This is a genomic window from Pollutimonas nitritireducens, assembly GCF_002849615.1.
In the GTDB taxonomy this organism is placed as follows: domain Bacteria; phylum Pseudomonadota; class Gammaproteobacteria; order Burkholderiales; family Burkholderiaceae_B; genus Pollutimonas; species Pollutimonas nitritireducens.
In genome coordinates, this window is record NZ_PDNV01000005.1 from 184,989 (window position 1) to 203,578 (window position 18,590).

At 55.8% G+C, this 18,590-nt stretch carries 17 protein-coding genes; 3 read left to right on the forward strand and 14 right to left on the reverse strand.

Features of this window, described 5'->3' with window-relative positions:
* Window position 1: 1 nt before the first annotated feature.
* The 4 genes from CR155_RS08890 to CR155_RS08905 all read right to left on the reverse strand — a co-directional run bounded on the left by CR155_RS08890 (window position 2) and on the right by CR155_RS08905 (window position 3,402).
* The gene (locus tag CR155_RS08890; protein ID WP_102069661.1) at window positions 2-1,207 is read right to left on the reverse strand and encodes an ABC transporter permease; all 1,206 of its coding nucleotides are present in this window, start codon (window positions 1,205-1,207) and stop codon (window positions 2-4) included.
* Window positions 1,204-2,355, reverse strand: coding sequence for an efflux RND transporter periplasmic adaptor subunit (locus CR155_RS08895; protein ID WP_102069662.1), 1,152 nt, complete (start codon window positions 2,353-2,355; stop codon window positions 1,204-1,206). Before CR155_RS08895 ends, CR155_RS08890 begins: the two co-directional genes overlap by 4 nt.
* Entirely contained in the window at window positions 2,355-2,963 is a 609-nt protein-coding gene (locus tag CR155_RS08900) for a TetR/AcrR family transcriptional regulator (RefSeq protein WP_102069663.1), read from the reverse strand. Before CR155_RS08900 ends, CR155_RS08895 begins: the two co-directional genes overlap by 1 nt.
* Window positions 2,964-3,129: 166 nt before the next feature.
* Complete coding sequence (locus tag CR155_RS08905) at window positions 3,130-3,402, reverse strand: hypothetical protein (protein WP_102069664.1); 273 nt, start codon at window positions 3,400-3,402, stop codon at window positions 3,130-3,132.
* Window positions 3,403-3,665: 263 nt separating this feature from the next.
* Here CR155_RS08905 and CR155_RS08910 point away from each other — a divergent pair, with 263 nt between their 5' ends.
* Entirely contained in the window at window positions 3,666-4,916 is a 1,251-nt protein-coding gene (locus tag CR155_RS08910) for a PQQ-dependent sugar dehydrogenase (protein ID WP_439650430.1), read from the forward strand.
* A complete protein-coding gene (locus tag CR155_RS08915; RefSeq protein ID WP_102069666.1) occupies window positions 4,903-5,241 on the forward strand; it encodes a c-type cytochrome in 339 nt (112 codons plus the stop codon). The genes CR155_RS08910 and CR155_RS08915 overlap by 14 nt, the downstream gene beginning before the upstream one ends.
* 164 nt (window positions 5,242-5,405) lie before the next feature.
* Here the strand turns inward: CR155_RS08915 and CR155_RS08920 are convergent, their stop codons facing one another.
* The 8 genes from CR155_RS08920 to azu form a co-directional block, all read right to left on the reverse strand.
* Window positions 5,406-6,416 (reverse strand): FAD:protein FMN transferase, encoded by a 1,011-nt coding sequence (locus CR155_RS08920; protein ID WP_102069667.1) that lies wholly within the window; start codon window positions 6,414-6,416, stop codon window positions 5,406-5,408.
* Window positions 6,413-6,976: a nitrous oxide reductase accessory protein NosL gene (locus CR155_RS08925; protein WP_102069668.1), complete on the reverse strand. Its 564-nt coding sequence runs from the start codon at window positions 6,974-6,976 to the stop codon at window positions 6,413-6,415. Before CR155_RS08925 ends, CR155_RS08920 begins: the two co-directional genes overlap by 4 nt.
* The gene (locus CR155_RS08930; protein ID WP_102069669.1) at window positions 6,973-7,803 is read right to left on the reverse strand and encodes an ABC transporter permease; all 831 of its coding nucleotides are present in this window, start codon (window positions 7,801-7,803) and stop codon (window positions 6,973-6,975) included. The genes CR155_RS08925 and CR155_RS08930 overlap by 4 nt, the downstream gene beginning before the upstream one ends.
* A complete protein-coding gene (locus CR155_RS08935; protein WP_102069670.1) occupies window positions 7,800-8,708 on the reverse strand; it encodes an ABC transporter ATP-binding protein in 909 nt (302 codons plus the stop codon). Before CR155_RS08935 ends, CR155_RS08930 begins: the two co-directional genes overlap by 4 nt.
* On the reverse strand, window positions 8,705-10,000 hold the full coding sequence (locus CR155_RS08940; protein ID WP_102069671.1) for a nitrous oxide reductase family maturation protein NosD: 1,296 nt from the start codon (window positions 9,998-10,000) through the stop codon (window positions 8,705-8,707). The genes CR155_RS08935 and CR155_RS08940 overlap by 4 nt, the downstream gene beginning before the upstream one ends.
* Window positions 10,001-10,006: 6 nt before the next feature.
* Window positions 10,007-11,923: a TAT-dependent nitrous-oxide reductase gene (gene nosZ / locus CR155_RS08945; RefSeq protein ID WP_102069672.1), complete on the reverse strand. Its 1,917-nt coding sequence runs from the start codon at window positions 11,921-11,923 to the stop codon at window positions 10,007-10,009.
* A 105-nt stretch (window positions 11,924-12,028) separates the two neighbouring features.
* Window positions 12,029-14,329 (reverse strand): NosR/NirI family protein, encoded by a 2,301-nt coding sequence (locus CR155_RS08950; protein WP_102069673.1) that lies wholly within the window; start codon window positions 14,327-14,329, stop codon window positions 12,029-12,031.
* 240 nt (window positions 14,330-14,569) lie between these two features.
* Complete coding sequence (gene azu, locus CR155_RS08955) at window positions 14,570-15,019, reverse strand: azurin (protein WP_102069674.1); 450 nt, start codon at window positions 15,017-15,019, stop codon at window positions 14,570-14,572.
* Between the two features lie 378 nt (window positions 15,020-15,397).
* Here azu and CR155_RS08960 point away from each other — a divergent pair, with 378 nt between their 5' ends.
* The gene (locus tag CR155_RS08960; RefSeq protein WP_233214060.1) at window positions 15,398-16,459 is read left to right on the forward strand and encodes a DNA topoisomerase IB; all 1,062 of its coding nucleotides are present in this window, start codon (window positions 15,398-15,400) and stop codon (window positions 16,457-16,459) included.
* A 10-nt stretch (window positions 16,460-16,469) separates the two neighbouring features.
* Here CR155_RS08960 and CR155_RS08965 read toward each other — a convergent pair whose 3' ends face one another.
* The gene (locus tag CR155_RS08965; protein ID WP_102069839.1) at window positions 16,470-16,763 is read right to left on the reverse strand and encodes an ElaB/YgaM/YqjD family protein; all 294 of its coding nucleotides are present in this window, start codon (window positions 16,761-16,763) and stop codon (window positions 16,470-16,472) included.
* A 41-nt stretch (window positions 16,764-16,804) separates the two neighbouring features.
* The gene (locus CR155_RS08970; protein ID WP_102069675.1) at window positions 16,805-18,574 is read right to left on the reverse strand and encodes a thiamine pyrophosphate-requiring protein; all 1,770 of its coding nucleotides are present in this window, start codon (window positions 18,572-18,574) and stop codon (window positions 16,805-16,807) included.
* Between the last annotated feature and the right edge of the window lie 16 nt (window positions 18,575-18,590).

Consider the following 18,590-nt stretch of genomic DNA (forward strand, 5'->3'; position numbering starts at 1 on the left):
CTCATCCTCCAATAGCCTCGGCCGGGTCGACCTTGAGCGCGATGCGAATGGCGACGATGCTAGCGAGTGCGCAGATCACGAGCACGGCAAAAAAACCGACAATGGTATCAACCGGCATCAACAACACATACTTGGGAAAAAGGGGAGCGGTAAAGGTGGCGGTGATCTTGCCGACGACAAAGCCGATCACACCCAGTGCTAACGCCTGCTGCATGATCATCGCGGCAATAGTACGATTACGAGTGCCAATGAGCTTCAAGACTGCGATCTCGCGAATTTTGTCCATGGTCAGCGAATAGATGATGAAGGCCACAATGGCCGCGCTAACAATGGCCAGAATCACCAGGAACATACCGATCTGCTTGGCCGAGGTGGCAATCAGCTTGCCGACGAGGATGTCTTCCATCTGAATCCGGGTGTAGACCGTCAAACGTTTCCAGCGCCGAATCGATTCGGCCACCTCGTCCGGAGCATGGCCTGGTTTCAGTGTGACGAGTACTGCGTTAACGAATGCGTTGGTGTTCTGTGAGGCAATCACAGCATCCAGCAAGCCTGGAACTCCGGGTTGATTGAAAGCCGGGTTGGCTTCGGTGCGACGCCGACTTTGCCAGATGGCGTCGTTGTCCTTCACGAATTGAGCCTCTTGGGCATCCTTGAGCGGAATGAATACCATCGGGTCACCGCTGGACGACACCATGCGCCGGGTCAACCCTACGACGGTGTATTGGTTGCGGCGGATCTTCACCACCTCACCGAGCTTAAAACCGGTGGCGATGTCAGCTACAGCCTCATAGTGACCTCGCGTGATCTGACGTCCAGCAATGAGATAGGGCGGCCATCCTGGGACAGCCCCCAACGCGCCTGGCGCAATTCCAACCACCATGCTGCGTACATCGGTCTCGCCCTTGCGTACTTGCATGGTCAGATAGGTCACGTTTGCTGCCAGAGCGACTCCCGGCATGGCGAGGATGGCGCGATGCGCGTCATCGGTAAGGCTGGACGGCTCCGCATAGGGACCAAGAGTGTCCTTTTGCACCACCCAGAGGTCGGCGCCACTGTTGTCGAGCAGCGCCTTGCCATCGTCCACCATGCCCCGGTACACCCCGGCCATGACCAGGGTGACGCCGATCAGCAGACCCAGACCAATACCAGTGAAGACGAATTTTCCCCAGGCATGGAGAATGTCGCGGCCAGCCAGGCTAATCATCCTGACACTCCCGGGATGTGGTCGACCACATGGATGCGGCTGCGCGCCGTCAATGCCTTTTCGCTATAGGTCACCACTTGATCGCCTATCTTGAGTCCGTCGAGCACCTGTACGTTGCCGTTAAGGTCAGAGGCGCCGAACGTGACTGGGGAGAAGCGCAGGTCACCGTGCACGATTTGCCAAACACCGACTTTATTGCCTTCTCGCTGGATGGCAGCGTTCGGGACCAATGGCGCGGCTGGGAGTGCTGGCAAGTCAACCGTGACTTCCGCCAGTTCACCCACCGGCGGCAACTGTTCTGGTTTAGTATCGAATGTGACCTTGGCGAGCATTTCCTCGGTTACCGCATCGGCCTTGGGTTCCACACGCAACATGCGACCTGGCAACGTCTGCCCGCCACGCGAACGCAGGACGATACGAGCCGGTAGCCCCCCAGCCAGCCCTGTTGCGTTGATCTGGTCGAAGCGCACATTGATCCATAAACTTGCAGGGTCGATCACTTCCACCACGGCTTGGCCTGCGACGACGGTCGTGCCGGGATCAGCATCGCGTACGACAACCACACCGTCGGCGGGGGCAATCAGGCGCAGATTGCTTCTCTGCGCGATGAGTCCTTCGCGGTCGGAGCGCGCCCGGGCAATGTCTTCCCGCGCGGCGGATAGGGCAGCGTCGGCAATCTGGAGTTCCTGCCGCTTCGTCGTGACGATTTCCTCGCTGGTCGAGCGCACTGCAAGCAATCGCTCGTAGCGCCGCGCCTGGGTCCGCGCATAGACCTGCCGGGCTACCGCTTCGCGCAACACGGCTTCGGCACGTCTGAATGCCGATTCTTGGGCGCGAACCCGATCATCGATATCGACTGGCTCCATCTCGCCGAGCACCTGTCCGGCGTTGACCTGGTCGCCCACATGCACATCCAAGCGTCGCACGCGCCCCGCGAATGTCGGCCCGATCTTGTAGGTGTAACGTGCCTCCACCGAGCCGATTCCGAAAAGCGCTGGCGTGATGGCCCGTGACTCCACGCTTGCCACCATCACAGCGACCGGGGCGAGCGGCCCTGACCGCAGACCGACATAAATGAAGAGCACCAGCAAAGGAATGATGACGGCAAGCAGCGCCAGGGTGCGGCCTTGCAAGGGTGCTTTCTTCATTACACGCTCTTCGTTATGCCACGTCGATAAATTGCAAAGACACGCGGTGCATCGCGGTGCATACGTTCCACATCGCCGGCCAACAGCGATTGCATTACCAAGCCCTGGATCGTGCCGATGAACAGCGTGACCGCCGCTACGTTGTCAAGCTCGGGAGACAGCTCGCCGATGGCCTTGCCTTTGTCGATGAGACGATGCAAACGTTCGCCGTAGCGCTGGATCAGGATTTGCACCATGTTCTTCGCTGGTGTCGATTCGGCACGCTGAAGTTCACCAAATATCATCCTCGGCACGCCCGGGTGCTCGACCACAAATTCGATGTGACTCAGGAACATCGCCTCCATGGCTGCCAACGGCGACTCGATTCCATGTGCGGACCGATCGATTCTGGCTAATAGATGCTCTGCTACCCACTCCATGACCGCCCGCCAGATAGCTTCCTTGTTCGGGAAGTGCCGAAACAGCGCGCCTTGTGTCAAGTTCATATGCTTGGCGATAGCCGCAGTCGTGATATCGCTTGGATTTTGTGAGCCCGCAAGCGCCACGACAGACTCGACTGTGACGGCACGACGCTCATCGGCCGGCAGGTGTTTCGGATGTGCATCCATGAATAATCCTGATAAGATAGTAATTAATTACTATCTTATCAGGTTAAACTGCCATATACAAGAAAGAAGCTTCTTAGCGATTTGCAAGGTAGCGGCCGCTATGCTGCACTAAAGACAGCCGCGCCAATGCCTGGATCGGCCACGGCCGGCGGCCTTTGTACTGCCTTCAGCTTTTCAATGCTTTTTCCAGCAAAACGCCCATCAATTCGTTGGTGCTGATATTTTGCGCAGTCGCCATGGCGCGGATCTGATCCGCGTGTGTTTGCTTGATTTTGACGGGAAAGGCAACCAGCCCCTGGGCTTGATCGAGCTTGCGCTGTTCGCGCCGATCAATAGGGGCTCCAGCCGAATCACCTGAAAAACGGTCTGGCGTACCGCCTTTCTTCATCTTTTCCACAATTTTCAACGCTTTGTTCTTCTCGAGATCGGTCTTCTTCATGTGGTTCCATTGCTAAGGTTCTACGGCAACCAAATTGTGCCATGACCCGGATTATACGGGGTGAGAGGAAGTCAACGGAGAAAGTGGCAAGCACGGGCAGCCACCAGGTCAATCGAAAAGACCCGGAAGCAACAGCAGGCTCCGGACACTAGGATAAACGGCCTAGTGTCTCAAAAGTGAATGGGAGTAGCATCAATACGCTTGCAGTCCTGCACACACGCTGCGCTTATCACACACTGGGAGACAATATAATGAACATCACAATGCGTATTTCGGCTGTTTTGGTGGGTGTTGCCTGTAGTGCTATGGCAGGTGCGGCAACTGCCCAGGACAACGTTGAAAAACTCATGAATATGAGCACCACCGGGGCATCGCTCGATATCGAATCGGTGCCGCAAACCGGGCCAAATGCCGATACTATCAAGCGCAATCTCGAGAAAATAACGCTGCCTCCGGGTTTCAAGATTTCGCTTTACGCCATTGTCCCCGACGCGCGTCACATGGCCGTCGGCCCATCCACCGGAGTGGTGTTTGCCGGAACGCGCAAGACCAAGATCTGGTCGGTCACCGACCGGACCAAAAGCCGGGTCGCCGACGACGTGAAGCTATTCGCGCCCTCTGTAACCATGAAGGTGCCGAACGGCGTCTGCTTCTCGCGTGACGGTATGCTTTACGCCGTCGAGCATAATCGCGTACTGGTGTATCCCGCCGCCGAGTTCTTCTATGAAGGCCCGGATGTCGCAGCAGGTATCGTGGTGCCGCAAGGAGAACTGGTTCCAGTTGAAGAAGAGAGCTTCAACCATGGCGCTCGGGCCTGCCGTGTCGGTCCTGACAATAAACTCTATATAACCTTGGGTAATCCATTCAACGTACCGACGCCGGAAAAAGCCGAGCTCTATAGCAAAAACGGAATGATGGGCATCATACGCATGGACCAGAACGGCGAAAACCGCGAGGTCTACGCACACGGCGTGCGCAACTCGGTAGGGCTGGATTTCAATCCCAAGGACAAGACGTTGTGGTTCACCGACAACCAGGTTGATGGGATGGGCGACGACATTCCTCCCGGGGAACTGAATCGGGCAACTGAAATGGGTCAACATTTCGGCTTCCCATACTATGGCGGCGGGAAAGTCAAGACAGTTGAGTTCAAAGACGCCGCAGTGCCTGCCGACGTGGTGTTCCCGCAAGTTGAAATGGATGCCCACGCTGCCGATTTGGGAATGATGTTCTACAACGGCAAGATGTTTCCCGAGCAGTACCAGGGTGGTATTTTTTCCGCACAGCACGGGTCCTGGAACCGCACCACGCCGATAGGTGCCCGGGTGATGTTCACCAGTCTGAACGAAGACGGCACAGCCGCCAAGACCGAGGTATTCGCCGAGGGATGGCTTACTCCTGACAACGAGTATCTGGGCCGCCCGGTCGATGTAGCCATGTTGCCGGACGGATCCTTGCTGGTCTCGGACGACTACGTCGGTGCCATCTACAGGATTTCGTATGAAAGGAAGTAGTGGCGCTGCAGCCGTGGCAAAGGTGCTGTTTCTGACTTCGGCTGCGCTGTCACCCGGAACGCCGGCATGGTCTGCCGACCTGGCGGCCGGCCGGTCCAAAGCCGTGCAATGCGCAACCTGCCATGGCACCAACGGAATTGCGACGCTGCCCGAAGCTCCAAACCTGGCGGGCCAGAATTCGATTTACCTGGAAAAAGCGTTGCGCGACTTCAAGTCGGGGATGCGCAAAAACGAGATGATGTCTCTGATGGCAGAAGGTCTGACAGACACGGACATCGAGAACCTCGCCGCCTATTACGCCAGTCTGGGATGCAAGCCCGGATAGCGCCCTGGATTAACATCGTGAAACGCGCCCTCAAATGAACTGCACCCCAAAGGTTGGACATTCATCCAACTTCTGGGGTGCAGTTCACTCAAACGCGCGTTTTTTGAAATCCGGCGGGATCCGTCTACGGCGAATCGCCTCAGTAAAGAGGAATGGCCTGATGTTCAGTTTTCCAGCAAGATTTTTGACCCATCCGCGAGGATGAACCACGCTTTGACGTCCATAGTCCGAACGATTGTTTCAGCGGCTGGCAATGCCAAGTTTGAAAGCCCTGTAGACAAGGCATCGGCCGTGGTGGCGTTCGACGCCAGTACGGAGACGCTGCGATACCGCGGCTGGCTCGAACCGGTTCGCGGATCGAAGATATGTGCGAAGCGACCCGCTGGATCGAGATGAGTACCGTAACCGCCAGACGTAGCCAACGCTTGGTTGCGTATCAATACTGTCTCGACTATTTGTTCTGGATGTTCCGGATTGGCAAGGCCCACACGCCATGGCAGGGCACGTTCGTTGTGATCCATACCCTGGATCTCGCCCATGTCGACAAGCGCGCGATCCAGCCCCCCTTTGCGCAACAGGTGAGTGACCCGGTCAGTAATATAGCCCTGGGCAATACCGTTCAGGGTAAGCGCCATGCCAGGACGGCGCAATTGAATTCGATCCGTGCCTATCTGGACGCTTTCGTGATCCACCAAAGCAAGGGCCCCTTCTATGGCGGCTTTTGAGGGTCCGGCCGGATCAGCCTGGGGCTTGGAGAAGTGTTCTGCATACAACGACCACAAAGGCTGCACCGTGGGGTCGAATGCGCCAGCCGTCAACGTACTGAAATGTCGACTTGTGCTGAGCAAGTTCAGCAAATCTGCCGGAGGATGCTCAAGATACCCTTGGCGGTTGAGCACGGATAACGCGCTGTCGTCCTGATACAGGCTGAATACCTTCTCCAGACGATGCACCTCGGCCACAGACTGCTCGATCAGGGTTCTGGCGACACCCGTGTCTGCATGATAAATGTGCAGCTCTGCGTCGGCGCCTAACGCTACGCCGCGCCAGCTCGTCAGGGGAGGGGCAGCAGACGCATACGCGAGAGCGCCGCGCCAGGCGCCAGGAGCCAGGAGGATGCCCGTACTGGCGGCAAGTATTCCGATAAAGCGCCGCCGGGAAGATAGATTTTTCAATGTGAAGACTCTCCATGTGGTGCTGCGGGTGCCGATCCCATTCCTTCTGCCGCGTCATTGTGGCTGAGAATGTAATCCTCCGGCATATCGTTGAAGGCCACGACACGTCCGCGATACTTGTCGGCAAAATCCAGAGCCTTGGCTTTATCGCCAAAGGGCAATGCATCTTCGGCGCCCATGCCTCCGATGAACTCGCTCTCGATCACATAAAAGGCGCTGCGCGCATCGATCCATGTGCCGGCCTCGGGTTGATTCCAATTACTTACCTTGCCCATATCGTGCACATAGATGGCGCGGATTCCCTTGGGTTCTTCGGGCAACAGCGTGTAGGCGAACACTTGCTTGATGGTGGTAAACCAGACAGGACTTTCGCGACCATTAACGAAGATCTGCCCCTTGGGTCCTGAGTGTTCAACCAAATTCATCCCGCAATAGTGACCAACCGAATCGAGGGTGACTTCTTGCGCGGCGGGCGGCGGCGCATTGGAGCCATCCTCGCTGCCGCATGCTGACAGCAGCAGAACAACGAGAAAGATACCTGCAAGCCGGCGCGGCGTCATAACTGCCTCCGTTGAAAGAAAGCGGCAGCAAGTGAAAACGGAATCACTATCCATAATAACTGTGCAATGACCAGCACGGGCATGCCCAGGCTCGTTTGGCTGCTTAAACCTGCCATGCCTGCGAACATGGATACATTCTCGTAACCTGTCAGGTTAAGGAGCCTGTACACGTCTGAAGGGTTGAACAGCAGGACGTTATTCAGCAGCTCGGCAGTGACGAATTTTCCCTGGTCTGCAACCAGAACCCCCAATAAAGCCATGTCGTAGATCACCACGAAAAAGAGCCAGACTCCAATCGCGATTCCTGCTGCGGTGGCACGCTCGCGCACCACCGCGCTGATCATGTACCCCATGGCCAGAAAGCTCGCGCCCAGCAATACACTGGCCAAGATGAGGAACGCAAACGCCTGCCATGCGGCAGGATCGGGCGCGCCGTGCACCCATTGCAAAGCTATCCCGGCCGAGCCATAGCCTACTGTAGTCGCCACGGTGAGAACAGCCAGATGCCCGACGAACTTTCCAACCATGATTTGCCAGCGCGATACCGGATAGCTAAGCAGCAGGGCCATCGTTCCCCGGTCTATTTCACCCACAATGGCGTCATACGCCAGCAACATTGCGATTAAGGGCACAAGGAATATGGACAAGCTCGAGAGGCTGACGACCGTGACGGTCAGTGGGTCGACCTTGACGGCGCCAGTAGGCGAACTGCCTAGAAAGCCCAGCGAGAGCGCCAGCATGGCAAGCAGCAATGCCGTGGCAAGCACCCAGCGATTTCGCAGTCCGTCGCGGATTTCCTTGCCAACAATGATAAAAACAGCGTTCATAAGTCTTCTCGCCTGAGAAAATGTGCGTACATATCATCCAGGCTAGGGGTATGTATTTCAATGTCGTCGATGGCCATGTTAAGCGCGCCTATGCTGCGTATGGCTTCAACCTTGCTGCGTTCGGTGCAGGCCAGCTCGAACTTCGATTCATCGATTCGCTGCCACGCGTCGGGTAGCAGGCCGGCTGGCGAGGCGTTCTGGGCAAGTTTCAGACGGATGCGGATGGGCAGGTCGGCTGTGTGCCGCAACTGAGACATTGAGCCGTCAGCAATTTTGCTTCCATTCTTCATGACCACGATGCGGTCCGTATGACCATCAAGTTCGGATAAGGCGTGTGTGCTGAGCAACACCGTCGAACCACCATTACGCAGTTCGCGCACGATCTCGTAGAACATTAAGCGCGACGCAGGATCCAGGCCAGTAGTAGGTTCATCGAACAGCAGCACTTTGGGTGTGCCCAATAACGCTTGTGCCAAAGCCAATCTTTGTCGCATGCCTTTCGAATAAGCGCCGACCCGTCGTTGCGCGGCCTGTGCGATGCCCACCCGGACCAGGAGAGCCGTATTAGCCGATACCGGCTGGCGCTTGAGCCGGGCATAGAACGCAAGCGTCTCGGCGCCGGTCAAGGAGGGATGCAGGGCTACGGTTTCCGGCAGATAACCGACGTTTCTGCGCATGCGCACGGCGGTACTGCTGGAGGCTTCGTGGCCCAACAGCATCACTTTCCCCGAACTGGGACGTATCAGACCCAGTATAAGTTTGATCAGCGTACTTTTTCCGGCACCGTTGTGTCCGGCCAAGGCCACGCACTCCCCGGCACGGAGTGTCAGATCCATATTATTGACAGCGCGTTGCTTGCCATAGTCCTTCGTGACGCCTGACAGCGACACATGAAACTCTGTCATGGCAGGTCCTTGTATTTCTTGAGCGTCTGCAGGGCAGGAGCTTCCATCAGGGGAGCGCTGTCCACCACACCTCCCGGCAATATGGCCGGGAATTGAGACTGCGCCCAGCGGACAATCGAAACCGCCGGACTGTTGAGCAGCACGCGGGCGGAAGGCGCTCGCCATATCACCTGATCTATTACATCGTTGGGCCGATAAGCCGTATCGGCAATCCCGTTGCCATCCAGATCGAACGCGGTGTTATCGCTCCAGTAGTTGCCCCGACCGTTTCTGGACCAATCCAGGTATCGCGTTCCAACATACTTGACCTGATTGCGATTGTTGACAAAAGCGTTGTTGCTCATGTGGTTGCCCTCGGATCCAGCCGTGAAGTGTATCCCGATGGCACAGTCCTGGAAGTGGTTGCCGTCAAACAGATTCTGATTCGCGTTATAGATAAAAACGCATTTTTCACCACCTTCGACGACGTTGCCGGTAATGGTTGAGTTATTTGCATAATTGAGCATTAAGCCCTGATCATGGCTTTTGATGGAGATATTGTCCTTGATGACCAACTTGTTCGAGAACATGATGGCATAGCCAATATCATTGCCCACGGAAACGTTTTCGCTGACTTCGCTATCGTTCGTGTACATATAGTGCACGGCATAGCGCAAATCGCTGAAGCGATTCCCACGGAAGATATTGTGTTTGCTTGCATTGACGAAAATGCCGTCACGGCCTTTCGAAATATCGTTGCCAATTACGCTGGTTCCCGGCGTATTCCATAGGGTGACACCGTTGCCGCGTTCGGCGACCCGCAGGTCGGTATTGCCGACGATGCGGTTATTCTGCACGATGGCGTCATGAGGACCCCATACATAGATGCCCACCGAATTATCGAGCACATCGTTTCTTTCGATGCGAGCGCGGTGGGCGGGTTTATCAAGAAAAATGCCTGCATCCATCTCGGAAAGACTGAGGCCCGAGTTTTTAACCGTGATATTGCGTATCGTGACATCTGGCGCCTGGACCCACATGGTGCGGCCCCGACGAGTGCCGATGATGTTGGCTGAACGGTCCGCTGGCCCTTCGATGACCAGCGGCTTGTCGATGACAATATTGCCCGCATATTCCCCAGACTTAAGCCGGATAACATCGCCCGACGCCGCCGATGCGATGGCGGACTGCAAGTTAGCGCCGTCGCCTACATCGATGGTCTTGGCGATGCTGGCCCCGGACAGGCCAAGTCCGAGCAGCGCTACGCTGAGCGGGGCCAGCCATTGAGCAAGAGAATATGCAGGCAGCCTCATACAGTTTTATACGGATGCCTTGGGACGGACAATCATCTGGCCCGACATTTCCATATGCAAGGCATGGCAGAACCACTGGCAGTAATACCAATGAACTCCCGGCCGACCCGCCTTGAATGTAATCGACGACGTCGCCTGAGGCCCGATTTCCATGGCGACACCATGTCCTTCCATTGTAAATCCGTGAGTCAAATCTTCAATGACTTCCATATTGGTGACGACGACGGTGACCTCATCACCTTCATTGACTTCGAACTTCTGAAGACTGAACATGGGGGCCACGGCAATCATGTAGACACGCACCTTATTACCATCGCGAATCACATTACTGGCACCTTCCAGCGTTACACCATCCTTCTTGGCCATTTCCCGGGCGTCTTCCCACATGGGATCGTCACGCTTCCATACGCTTAATGGACGGACCTTCGTACGGTGGACCAGGCACATATCGTGTGGCTCGGCGAAACTAGGGCCGTCGTGCACGAGCTTCATTTCATCGCCCGATATATCGATAAGCTGATCGTTTTCGGGCTTCAAAGGACCGACATTCAGGAAGCGGTCTTTGGAGAATTTATTCAGCGAGACCATCCACTTGCCATCGGCTTCTTTCGTCTCGCCCATGGTCGTATGGTTATGACCCGGCTGATAATGGACGTCGAGCTTCTGAACGATGGGGTCGACTTTTTCTCCCTTGTAGGCACGCTTGGCCTTGTCTATGTCCCATTTGACGATCTGACTGTCGATGAACAGGGTGGTGTAGGCGTTGCCCCGACCATCGAAAGCTGTGTGCAGCGGTCCGAGTCCGAGCTGGGGTTCTGCCACCACGCAATCACGCGGCTTGATCTTGTCTTCAAACAGGTCATCCAGCATGCGAACGTCAAGGACAGTGACTGTAGGCGAAAGCTTGCCGTTCAGTACGATATGAATACCATCTGGCGCGGCATTGCAGCCATGTGGCGAGTTGGGTACGGGTATGTAGCGGGTGTATTTTGAACCATGGCGACCATCGATGACAGGCACGCCACCCATTTCCTTGAAATCACCGTTCTTGACGGCTTCTTCAATACGCTTGAGGTTGAATACAACAACCCAATCCTGCTCGTTGGCTGAAATCTCTTCGACAGTGAGACCTTTTTCAGAGTTGTAGCATGTCGAAAATGAGTACTTGCCTTGGTAGTCTGCATCTCCGTTGTCCAGATTTCCATCCACCATCACTTGCCACGCCACCTTCATGGTGTCGCCGTCCAGCGCTGTGTAGACTGCAAAGAAGTTCTTCTTCGGATCGTCGGTGATTTTTCCATCGTTGGGCAGAGGGATTATGTGTTCGCCATTGGCAAACACATAACCGGTACGTGGGTAACGCTGAGGACGCAAGCCGTGCACACCCGACACATTGGGTATTTCGGTGATCTTGTCCGTTTTCATGACGTCAAGACGAATGCGCGCGACGCGGGTGTTGGCCTTGTCGTTAATGAACAGAAAACGCCCGTCGTACGTTCCGTCGGTAAAGGACAGGTGAGGGTGGTGTGCATCGCCATTAAGGTATACACCGCCTTGGTCCTTCAGATATTCCTTGGTCTGCGGAGTGAGCCCTTCGGTCAGGATCTTGCGACTTTCATTGGTGCGGCCCCAGCCGGTCGCGCTGCAATGATTAAAGACAGGTATGCGCACAAACTCGCGCATCGATGGCAAACCCATTACACGAACTTCCCCGGACTGACCGCTGGAATTAAATGCATAGTATTCATCGAGCTCGCCTGGACCCACATGCGCGGACTGTCCCTTCGAACCTTTTTTATCGTCCTTGGCATACGCCGAGGACAATTGTGTACCGCCCACCAAGCCGGCGGCTCCGGTAATCGCGGCGGTTCCGAGGAAGCCCCGACGACTCAGCCCCGGCTTCTCTAATTTTTGATCAGACATGAAAAACTCCTTGCGTTGTTAGGCGTCCGTATGCGAGCTGTCGAATGCCGGCGCCGTAGTGAAGTGCAGCTATATATATTCAGTGGCAAAGTGATGTGTGCAAAATCAGGATTCCGGTTCGGCAACAGACCGTTTGGACGCTGCCGGTATGAAACGGATCACTGTTTCCCCAGGCATGGCATCGGGCGGTGGCACGTGGCGTTTCTGCCGCTTGGCATTCTTTTGGATCAGGTGTGGGCATTTCGTTTCGTGGTGATACAACATCTGGCAATGAAGACATTGAATGCATTCGTTGGGGTTGATGTCGCCTTCGGGATTGATAGCCTGCACCGGACATTCGATATTGCAGCGCTGGCAGGGATTACCGCAAGTACGATAGCGGCGCAACCAGTTGAATACCCGTAACCTGGCTGGAATTGCCAAGGCGGCTCCGAGCGGGCAGAGGTAGCGGCAGAAAAAACGCTCAATAAACAGGCCTGCCACCAAAAGCAGCACTGCAAACAGCACGAAGGGCCAATAGCGCACGAATTTAAGGATGATGGCGGTCTTGAAGGGCTCTACTTCGGCCAGCTGTTCGGCGACAGAAAGCTCGTACAGCGAGAACCCGAACAACACGATGAAAATAACGTACTTGATTGTCGAAAGCCGCTGATTCACGCCATGCGGCACGTTGATCTGCTTGACGCCCAGGCGTTTGGCAAGGCGGTTGGTAAGTTCCTGCAATGCTCCGAATGGGCAGAGCCAACCACAGAACGCACCACGGTTCCAGAACACCATGGATATGGCCGTTGCGCACCACAAGATGAAAACGACGGGATCCATCAGGAAATATTCCCAGCGGAAGTCTGTGCGCAATGCCGAAGTAAAAGTCAGGACGTTGACCACGGAAAGCTGCGCCTGTCCGTACCACCCGATCCAGAAGAGGGTGAATGTAAGGAATACCAGCCGGAAGCGATCGTAGAACACAGGGCGGCTGGCAAGTTGATCCTGGAAGAAAAATACGCCCACCAGCAGCAGCAGGGCGGCCAGCACTGCGGAAACCTGGCCCGTCTTGGCACGCCAGATCTGTTTCCACAAGGGGGGAGCATTTTCAAATTCGGCGGCTATCTCGGCATTACTGCCGCCCGGAGCGGAGGCGGCTGGAGATGTCGAATCCCCCGTACTTCCTTGGGCGGCCGCCGGCTCGGCCACCACTGCAGTCGGATCGGTGCGCGTATATTGCTGCGGCAATTGGTAATCGAGGTCAAATGTAAGAAACGCTTTCTCTTTGACGCTGACCACGCGTTGGACCATAAGCTGCAGGCGCCAAGGCGCCACGGGATCCAACGTTGCATCCTCGGGAACGACAAACAAGGCAACTTCCTTGAAACCAGGCGCGCCCTGCGCAAAAACATCTGCCAGGCGCTGATGATCGCGATCTCTGAAGCGAAAGCTGCTTTCCTGCTGAACTAGCTCAATACGGTCGAAAATACCGCCGCGCACGTAACCTGAGCCCTTGAAGGAGTAGTGCCCATCGCCAGCGACAAGAATGGCTTGCTGGCCCGGCTTCAGTCGTTCGCTTAATATTTTCCATTCCGTCTCGCCCAATAGGCTACGCCCAATTGCTGGAACGCTTACGAGTGCGGTGTACAGGTCGATGAAATCATCGTCCGGCTCGCCCGATTCAGGACGATCGATGGCGCCTTGCCTTCCCGTCGCCTCGAATGCCTTGTTGATGTCCTCTACCGTCAAATGCAGGCGGCGCACAGCACCATTTGCGACAAGTTCGTCCCAGCTCTGGACCGTGCTCTGCGTTTCATCGACGATTCGGGCCGCCACCGGCGCTGCTTTAGTCTCGCTGCTTTTTTGGCTGCCTATGCCATAAGTACGCGCGACACTCATGGCCGAACGCGTAATGGTATCTCCGATGACCATCATGGTCACGGTGGCTCCGCTGATGATGTCCACCGGTGTGGGCGCGCCGTGACGCGGAGGGGTCTCGACAAAGTTGAGCCCGACATAGCCTTGGATAAAATCGTCGACCTTGGCTTGAGGAATGCCTATCAAAACAATGGGTTCGTGGTGCTTGACCAGCTTGGCGCCAACGATTTCACCATTATCAGCGATGGCGACGAGGGTATCGATGGGTTTGCTGGAATAGCCACGTGTATTCACGACATCGGTCGTGAGGTAGACAAGACCTAATTGACGATCACCCGCGTACGCGCGGGCTATCATGGGTTTGCCCTCGGGCGGCCCAACCCGGTCAGCGCCCGGGAAGATTTCGGCGGGTTTGAGTGTGTCGAGAAATTCAGGGAGACGCTGGGCATGCGAGGTCTGGAGGATCACGCTGACTGCCAGCAATAAGGCAAGAAAAACAAACTGTGCTGTTCGGACTAGCCCATGTGGTCGGGGAAGGCTGATCATGCGGCTACTCTTTCAACGATTGACTGTTTCGAATCTTACGCACTTTTTAACTCCGTCATATTGACTTGGGTCAATTTGCCTGGGGATTCACTACAAGTAAAAGCAGGGAAGCACGATGTGGGGTGATCGGGACCTGCTAACAGCCGACGGTCCGGACGCCATTGAAGTTTTTGTATCGAGCGCAAAGAGCAGATGGAGGGAAAAGCAACGCGGTGACGGGCACCGCGTTGCTGCATGCACTTAGCTGCTGAGTTTCAGCGTGCCTGTCATGATGGCCCAGTGTCCGGGGAATGAGCAAAAGAATGTGTAGTTTTCACCCGCCGCCAACTTGCTGGTATCGAATGTGACGGAATCGGATTCACCGCCACCGACGACTTTGGTGTGCGCAATGACGCGCGCATCGTCGGCCTTGACGTAGTCCTTTGTAAGGCCGGCGGTCATGCCGTCTGTTGCAACGCCTTGTTTATCAGCGGTTTTTGTCAACACCCAGTTATGACCCATAGCGGCCTTGGGCAGTTTACCTGTGTGTTTCAGGTGCACGGTGAATTTGGTGCAACTTTTGTCGACGGTCATTTCCTTCATGTTGAACTGCATCGCGTCATTGCCTTCGATGGTGGCTTCGCAATCGGCGGCCAGCGCTGGCAAGGTCATGGCGGACAGCAGTGCGGCAAAAGCAACTTTAGCAAACATAATAATCTCCGATAACAACAGTAGTGAATAGAAAGCGAACGTCCAGATGGATAGAACGACTATATCGTAAAGTGATATTTAATACTACGAATCGGCGCTTGCTCTTGATCGGTATCAAACTTCAGTATGTAGAGCGATGCGATGCGCCGCCAACATGGTAGGGCCGCCCATCCGATCTTCCACATTGTACGTTAAACATATAGGCTTATTCTCCCAAAAACGCCTTTCCCCTAGGAGGGTTATGCGCCAAAAAGAGTGGCTCCGGATCCGATCAGGCTTAGGCATACTACTTGCTAAAACAGTACTCGTGGGGCTGACCCGGGGCGCGTGGATCCGCTAGCCTTGCCAACCAGCACATATCGTAAAAAATTGTGATGTATGGGGAAGACAACCATTAATGCCAATATGCCCTCGTCCAGGAAGGGCTTGATCTATGTCTCTGACGACGTTGCGGGCATAACCCGCGAATTCTCACAAGGCATGTTCATCTATCGCGGTACCGACGGCAAGTTGATCGAGAACGCCGGAATGATCGATCGCATCAATGCTCTGGCAATCCCGCCTGCGTACACTGAAGTATGGATATGCCCGGATCCGCAAGGACACATCCAGGCAACGGCGAGAGATGCGCGTGGTCGTAAACAATATCGATACCACGAACAATGGAGAGCAACGCGCGACAACACCAAATATGAGCAGCTGGGGGCTTTCGGCCTCGCGTTGCCGCGTATCAGGAGACGTGTGGCACGCGACATGAAAGGCCCTCTTTTGACTCGCGAGAAAACGGTGGCCGTCATCGTGCGACTGCTTGAATTGACACTGATACGGGTGGGTAACCGATACTATGCGAAAACCAATAAATCCTACGGCTTGACGACATTGCGCTGCCGCCACACCTCAGTCATAGGAAATCAGGTGCGCTTCCAGTTCCGGGGCAAGGGGGGCATCGAGCACGACGTCAAGGTTTCAGATCGTCGTATAGCAGCGGTCATAAAGCGTTGCATGGAAATTCCAGGTCAAGAACTTTTCCAGTTCAAGACTCCCGATGGGACCAGGTGCCGCGTTGATTCGGGCTGCGTCAACGATTACCTCAAAGAGGCGGGGGGAGGCGATTTCACCGCGAAACATTACCGTACGTGGGCGGCGTCCGTCTTGACGTTGAACCAGCTGCAACGACACGCCGGCGTAAATCAAGATCCGGACTCCAAACGACGCATCGTGAACGAGGTGGTCAAGGCGGCGGCCAAACTTCTGGGCAACACGCCCGCGGTCTGCCGCGATTGTTATATTCACCCGGCTGTCGTAGAGGCATATCTTGAAGATCGACTGCCTTCTAGGCAGGCTATTTCCACGCCCCGGGGCTTGAACGCCGATGAGAGACGATTTTTCGCCTTCCTGCGAACACTTAAGAATGGCGAAACGAGTGTGAATAGGCGTTAAATGTCCGTGCTTAATGTCGCCGGGCAACACAGTGTCCCGCCAGCATGCCCAATAGTGTGGCGGCGCCGATCGCCGACCAGGTATGTTCATGCACGCACTGGTTCACCGCTCTGGACAGAGGCGCTCCGCACAGAGCCGCAAGCCACCCTTGGCGCGCTTTCAAGTCCTGCACGGCTTCGAGTTGCTGTCTTAGACGTGCTCGAGCGGCCTCAATGTCCGCTCCGGTATAACTAGCCGTATCCTGGAGCAGTTGTGTGGCCTTTTTCAGCATCTCATTGAGATCAGGTGCGGTGTGGTCTGTCATGGTGCATTCTCCTCGGAAATTCAAGTGCGTTTGGCGTCGCATCAGCTCGCCCACCATTGTTTGATGGTCGAGCGCAGTACGGCACCGCCTGACGCCCTTTCCTTGCTTATCGCCTGTAAATAGGCTTTGGCCTGTTTCAATTCGATATGGGGCGGAAGCGGCGGCACATTGGGGTCTGTTACCATCTCAAGCAGCGTCGGGCGATCCGCGTTGATCACCGCGTCCCACGCCGCGCCAACATGTGCTGAGTCTGTTATCTTGATTCCGTCCAGCCCGAGCAGTTTCGCGTATTCGGCATAGGGAAAAGTCGGCAGCAACTGGGAGGTATCAAACCGTGGGTCGCCACCCATGGCACGCTGTTCCCAGGTCACTTGGTTCAAATCCCCGTTATTCAATACCATGATGACAAAAGCGTGCGATTTCCACTGCTTCCAACGATTCGCCACGGTGATGAGTTCGTTGATGCCGTTCATTTGCATGGCGCCATCGCCCACCAATGCAAAGACCGGACGATCGGGGAATGCAAGCTTGCCTGCCAACGCGTAGGGCAGGGCACAGCCCATCGATGCCAGGCCGCCCGATACCGATCCGAGCATGCCGTCGCGAAATTTCAAGTCGCGCGCGTACCAGTTGGCAGCTGATCCGGAATCGCAGGCAAGAATACTGCGATCCGGTAACCGGCTTGAAAGCTCCCAGAAAACACGTTGAGGATTGACTGGCTCTGCCTGTACCATAGCGCGTGCTTCCATAGTCTTCCACCATTGGGAGATGCTTTTTTCGATGTTGTCTCGCCACGTACGGTCCTGCTTTTTACGCAGCAATGGGAGCAGTGCAAGGAGGCTTGCCTTGCTGTCTCCCACCAAGCCTACCTCCACGGGATACCGCATGTTCAAGTTTCGTCCGTCCCGGTCTATCTGGACAGCTCTGGCCTGGCCCTCGGCCGGCAGGAGCTCCGAGTAGGGAAACGACGTTCCGATCAGCAAAAGCCGGTCGCAGCCATTCATGAGCTCCCAACTGGGCCGTGTACCCAATAAGCCTATCGACCCTGTCACATAGGGAAGGGAGTCGGGGATGGCTGCCTTGCCCAGCAATGCCTTTGCCACGCCCGCACCCAGGCGGTCCGCGGTCTGCTCGATTTCATGGGTGGCATGCAAGGCACCGGCACCCACCAGTATCGCGACTCGCTCGCCGCTGTTCAGAACATCGGCCGCCGCGTGCAGGCCTTGTTCGTCAGGCACATTGGAATGTACGGTATAGCCTATACCGCTATGTACTGTTCCGTGTTCATGCGGAGGCGTTTCCACCGCCGGTAAATCTTGCACATCGTTAGGCACGATGATGCACGTCACGGCACGACGCTCCATGGCGATGCGCATCGCCCGGTCCAGAAGATGCCTCACCTGGACCGGGCTGCTGGCCACGTGCACGAAATCGCCGGCAACGTCCTTGAATAGATTTAGAAGATCGACTTCCTGTTGATAGTCACCGCCCAATGCGCTACGCGCCTGTTGTCCCACGATCGCGACAACCGGTTGATGATCCATTTTCGCGTCGTACAGGCCGTTCAGGAGATGAATCGCGCCGGGCCCCGATGTTGCCATGCACAGGCCAACTTGCCCTGTGAACTTCGCGTGACCGCAAGCCATGAACGCCGCCATTTCCTCGTGCCGTACTTGCACGAATTCCGGTCCATCCTTTGTACGCCCAAATGCGCCGATCAGCCCGTTTATACCGTCGCCCGGATACGCAAATATGCGCTTTACTCCCCATTCCGAAAGACGCTTTAGAATGAAATCCGAGACTGTTTCCATGCCCGCTCCTGAATCG

What these genes read in the sequence shown, in the direction of transcription:
- CR155_RS08890 (WP_102069661.1), bottom strand. Translation starts at nt 1,207, where the DNA reads ATGATTAGCCTGGCTGGCCGCGACATTCTCCATGCCTGGGGAAAATTC.
- CR155_RS08895 (WP_102069662.1), bottom strand. Translation starts at nt 2,355, where the DNA reads ATGAAGAAAGCACCCTTGCAAGGCCGCACCCTGGCGCTGCTTGCCGTC.
- CR155_RS08900 (WP_102069663.1), bottom strand. Translation starts at nt 2,963, where the DNA reads ATGGATGCACATCCGAAACACCTGCCGGCCGATGAGCGTCGTGCCGTC.
- CR155_RS08905 (WP_102069664.1), bottom strand. Translation starts at nt 3,402, where the DNA reads ATGAAGAAGACCGATCTCGAGAAGAACAAAGCGTTGAAAATTGTGGAA.
- CR155_RS08910 (WP_439650430.1), top strand. Translation starts at nt 3,666, where the DNA reads ATGCGTATTTCGGCTGTTTTGGTGGGTGTTGCCTGTAGTGCTATGGCA.
- CR155_RS08915 (WP_102069666.1), top strand. Translation starts at nt 4,903, where the DNA reads ATGAAAGGAAGTAGTGGCGCTGCAGCCGTGGCAAAGGTGCTGTTTCTG.
- CR155_RS08925 (WP_102069668.1), bottom strand. Translation starts at nt 6,976, where the DNA reads ATGACGCCGCGCCGGCTTGCAGGTATCTTTCTCGTTGTTCTGCTGCTG.
- CR155_RS08930 (WP_102069669.1), bottom strand. Translation starts at nt 7,803, where the DNA reads ATGAACGCTGTTTTTATCATTGTTGGCAAGGAAATCCGCGACGGACTG.
- CR155_RS08935 (WP_102069670.1), bottom strand. Translation starts at nt 8,708, where the DNA reads ATGACAGAGTTTCATGTGTCGCTGTCAGGCGTCACGAAGGACTATGGC.
- CR155_RS08940 (WP_102069671.1), bottom strand. Translation starts at nt 10,000, where the DNA reads ATGAGGCTGCCTGCATATTCTCTTGCTCAATGGCTGGCCCCGCTCAGC.
- nosZ (WP_102069672.1), bottom strand. Translation starts at nt 11,923, where the DNA reads ATGTCTGATCAAAAATTAGAGAAGCCGGGGCTGAGTCGTCGGGGCTTC.
- CR155_RS08950 (WP_102069673.1), bottom strand. Translation starts at nt 14,329, where the DNA reads ATGATCAGCCTTCCCCGACCACATGGGCTAGTCCGAACAGCACAGTTT.
- azu (WP_102069674.1), bottom strand. Translation starts at nt 15,019, where the DNA reads ATGTTTGCTAAAGTTGCTTTTGCCGCACTGCTGTCCGCCATGACCTTG.
- CR155_RS08960 (WP_233214060.1), top strand. Translation starts at nt 15,398, where the DNA reads ATGGGGAAGACAACCATTAATGCCAATATGCCCTCGTCCAGGAAGGGC.
- CR155_RS08965 (WP_102069839.1), bottom strand. Translation starts at nt 16,763, where the DNA reads ATGACAGACCACACCGCACCTGATCTCAATGAGATGCTGAAAAAGGCC.
- CR155_RS08970 (WP_102069675.1), bottom strand. Translation starts at nt 18,574, where the DNA reads ATGGAAACAGTCTCGGATTTCATTCTAAAGCGTCTTTCGGAATGGGGA.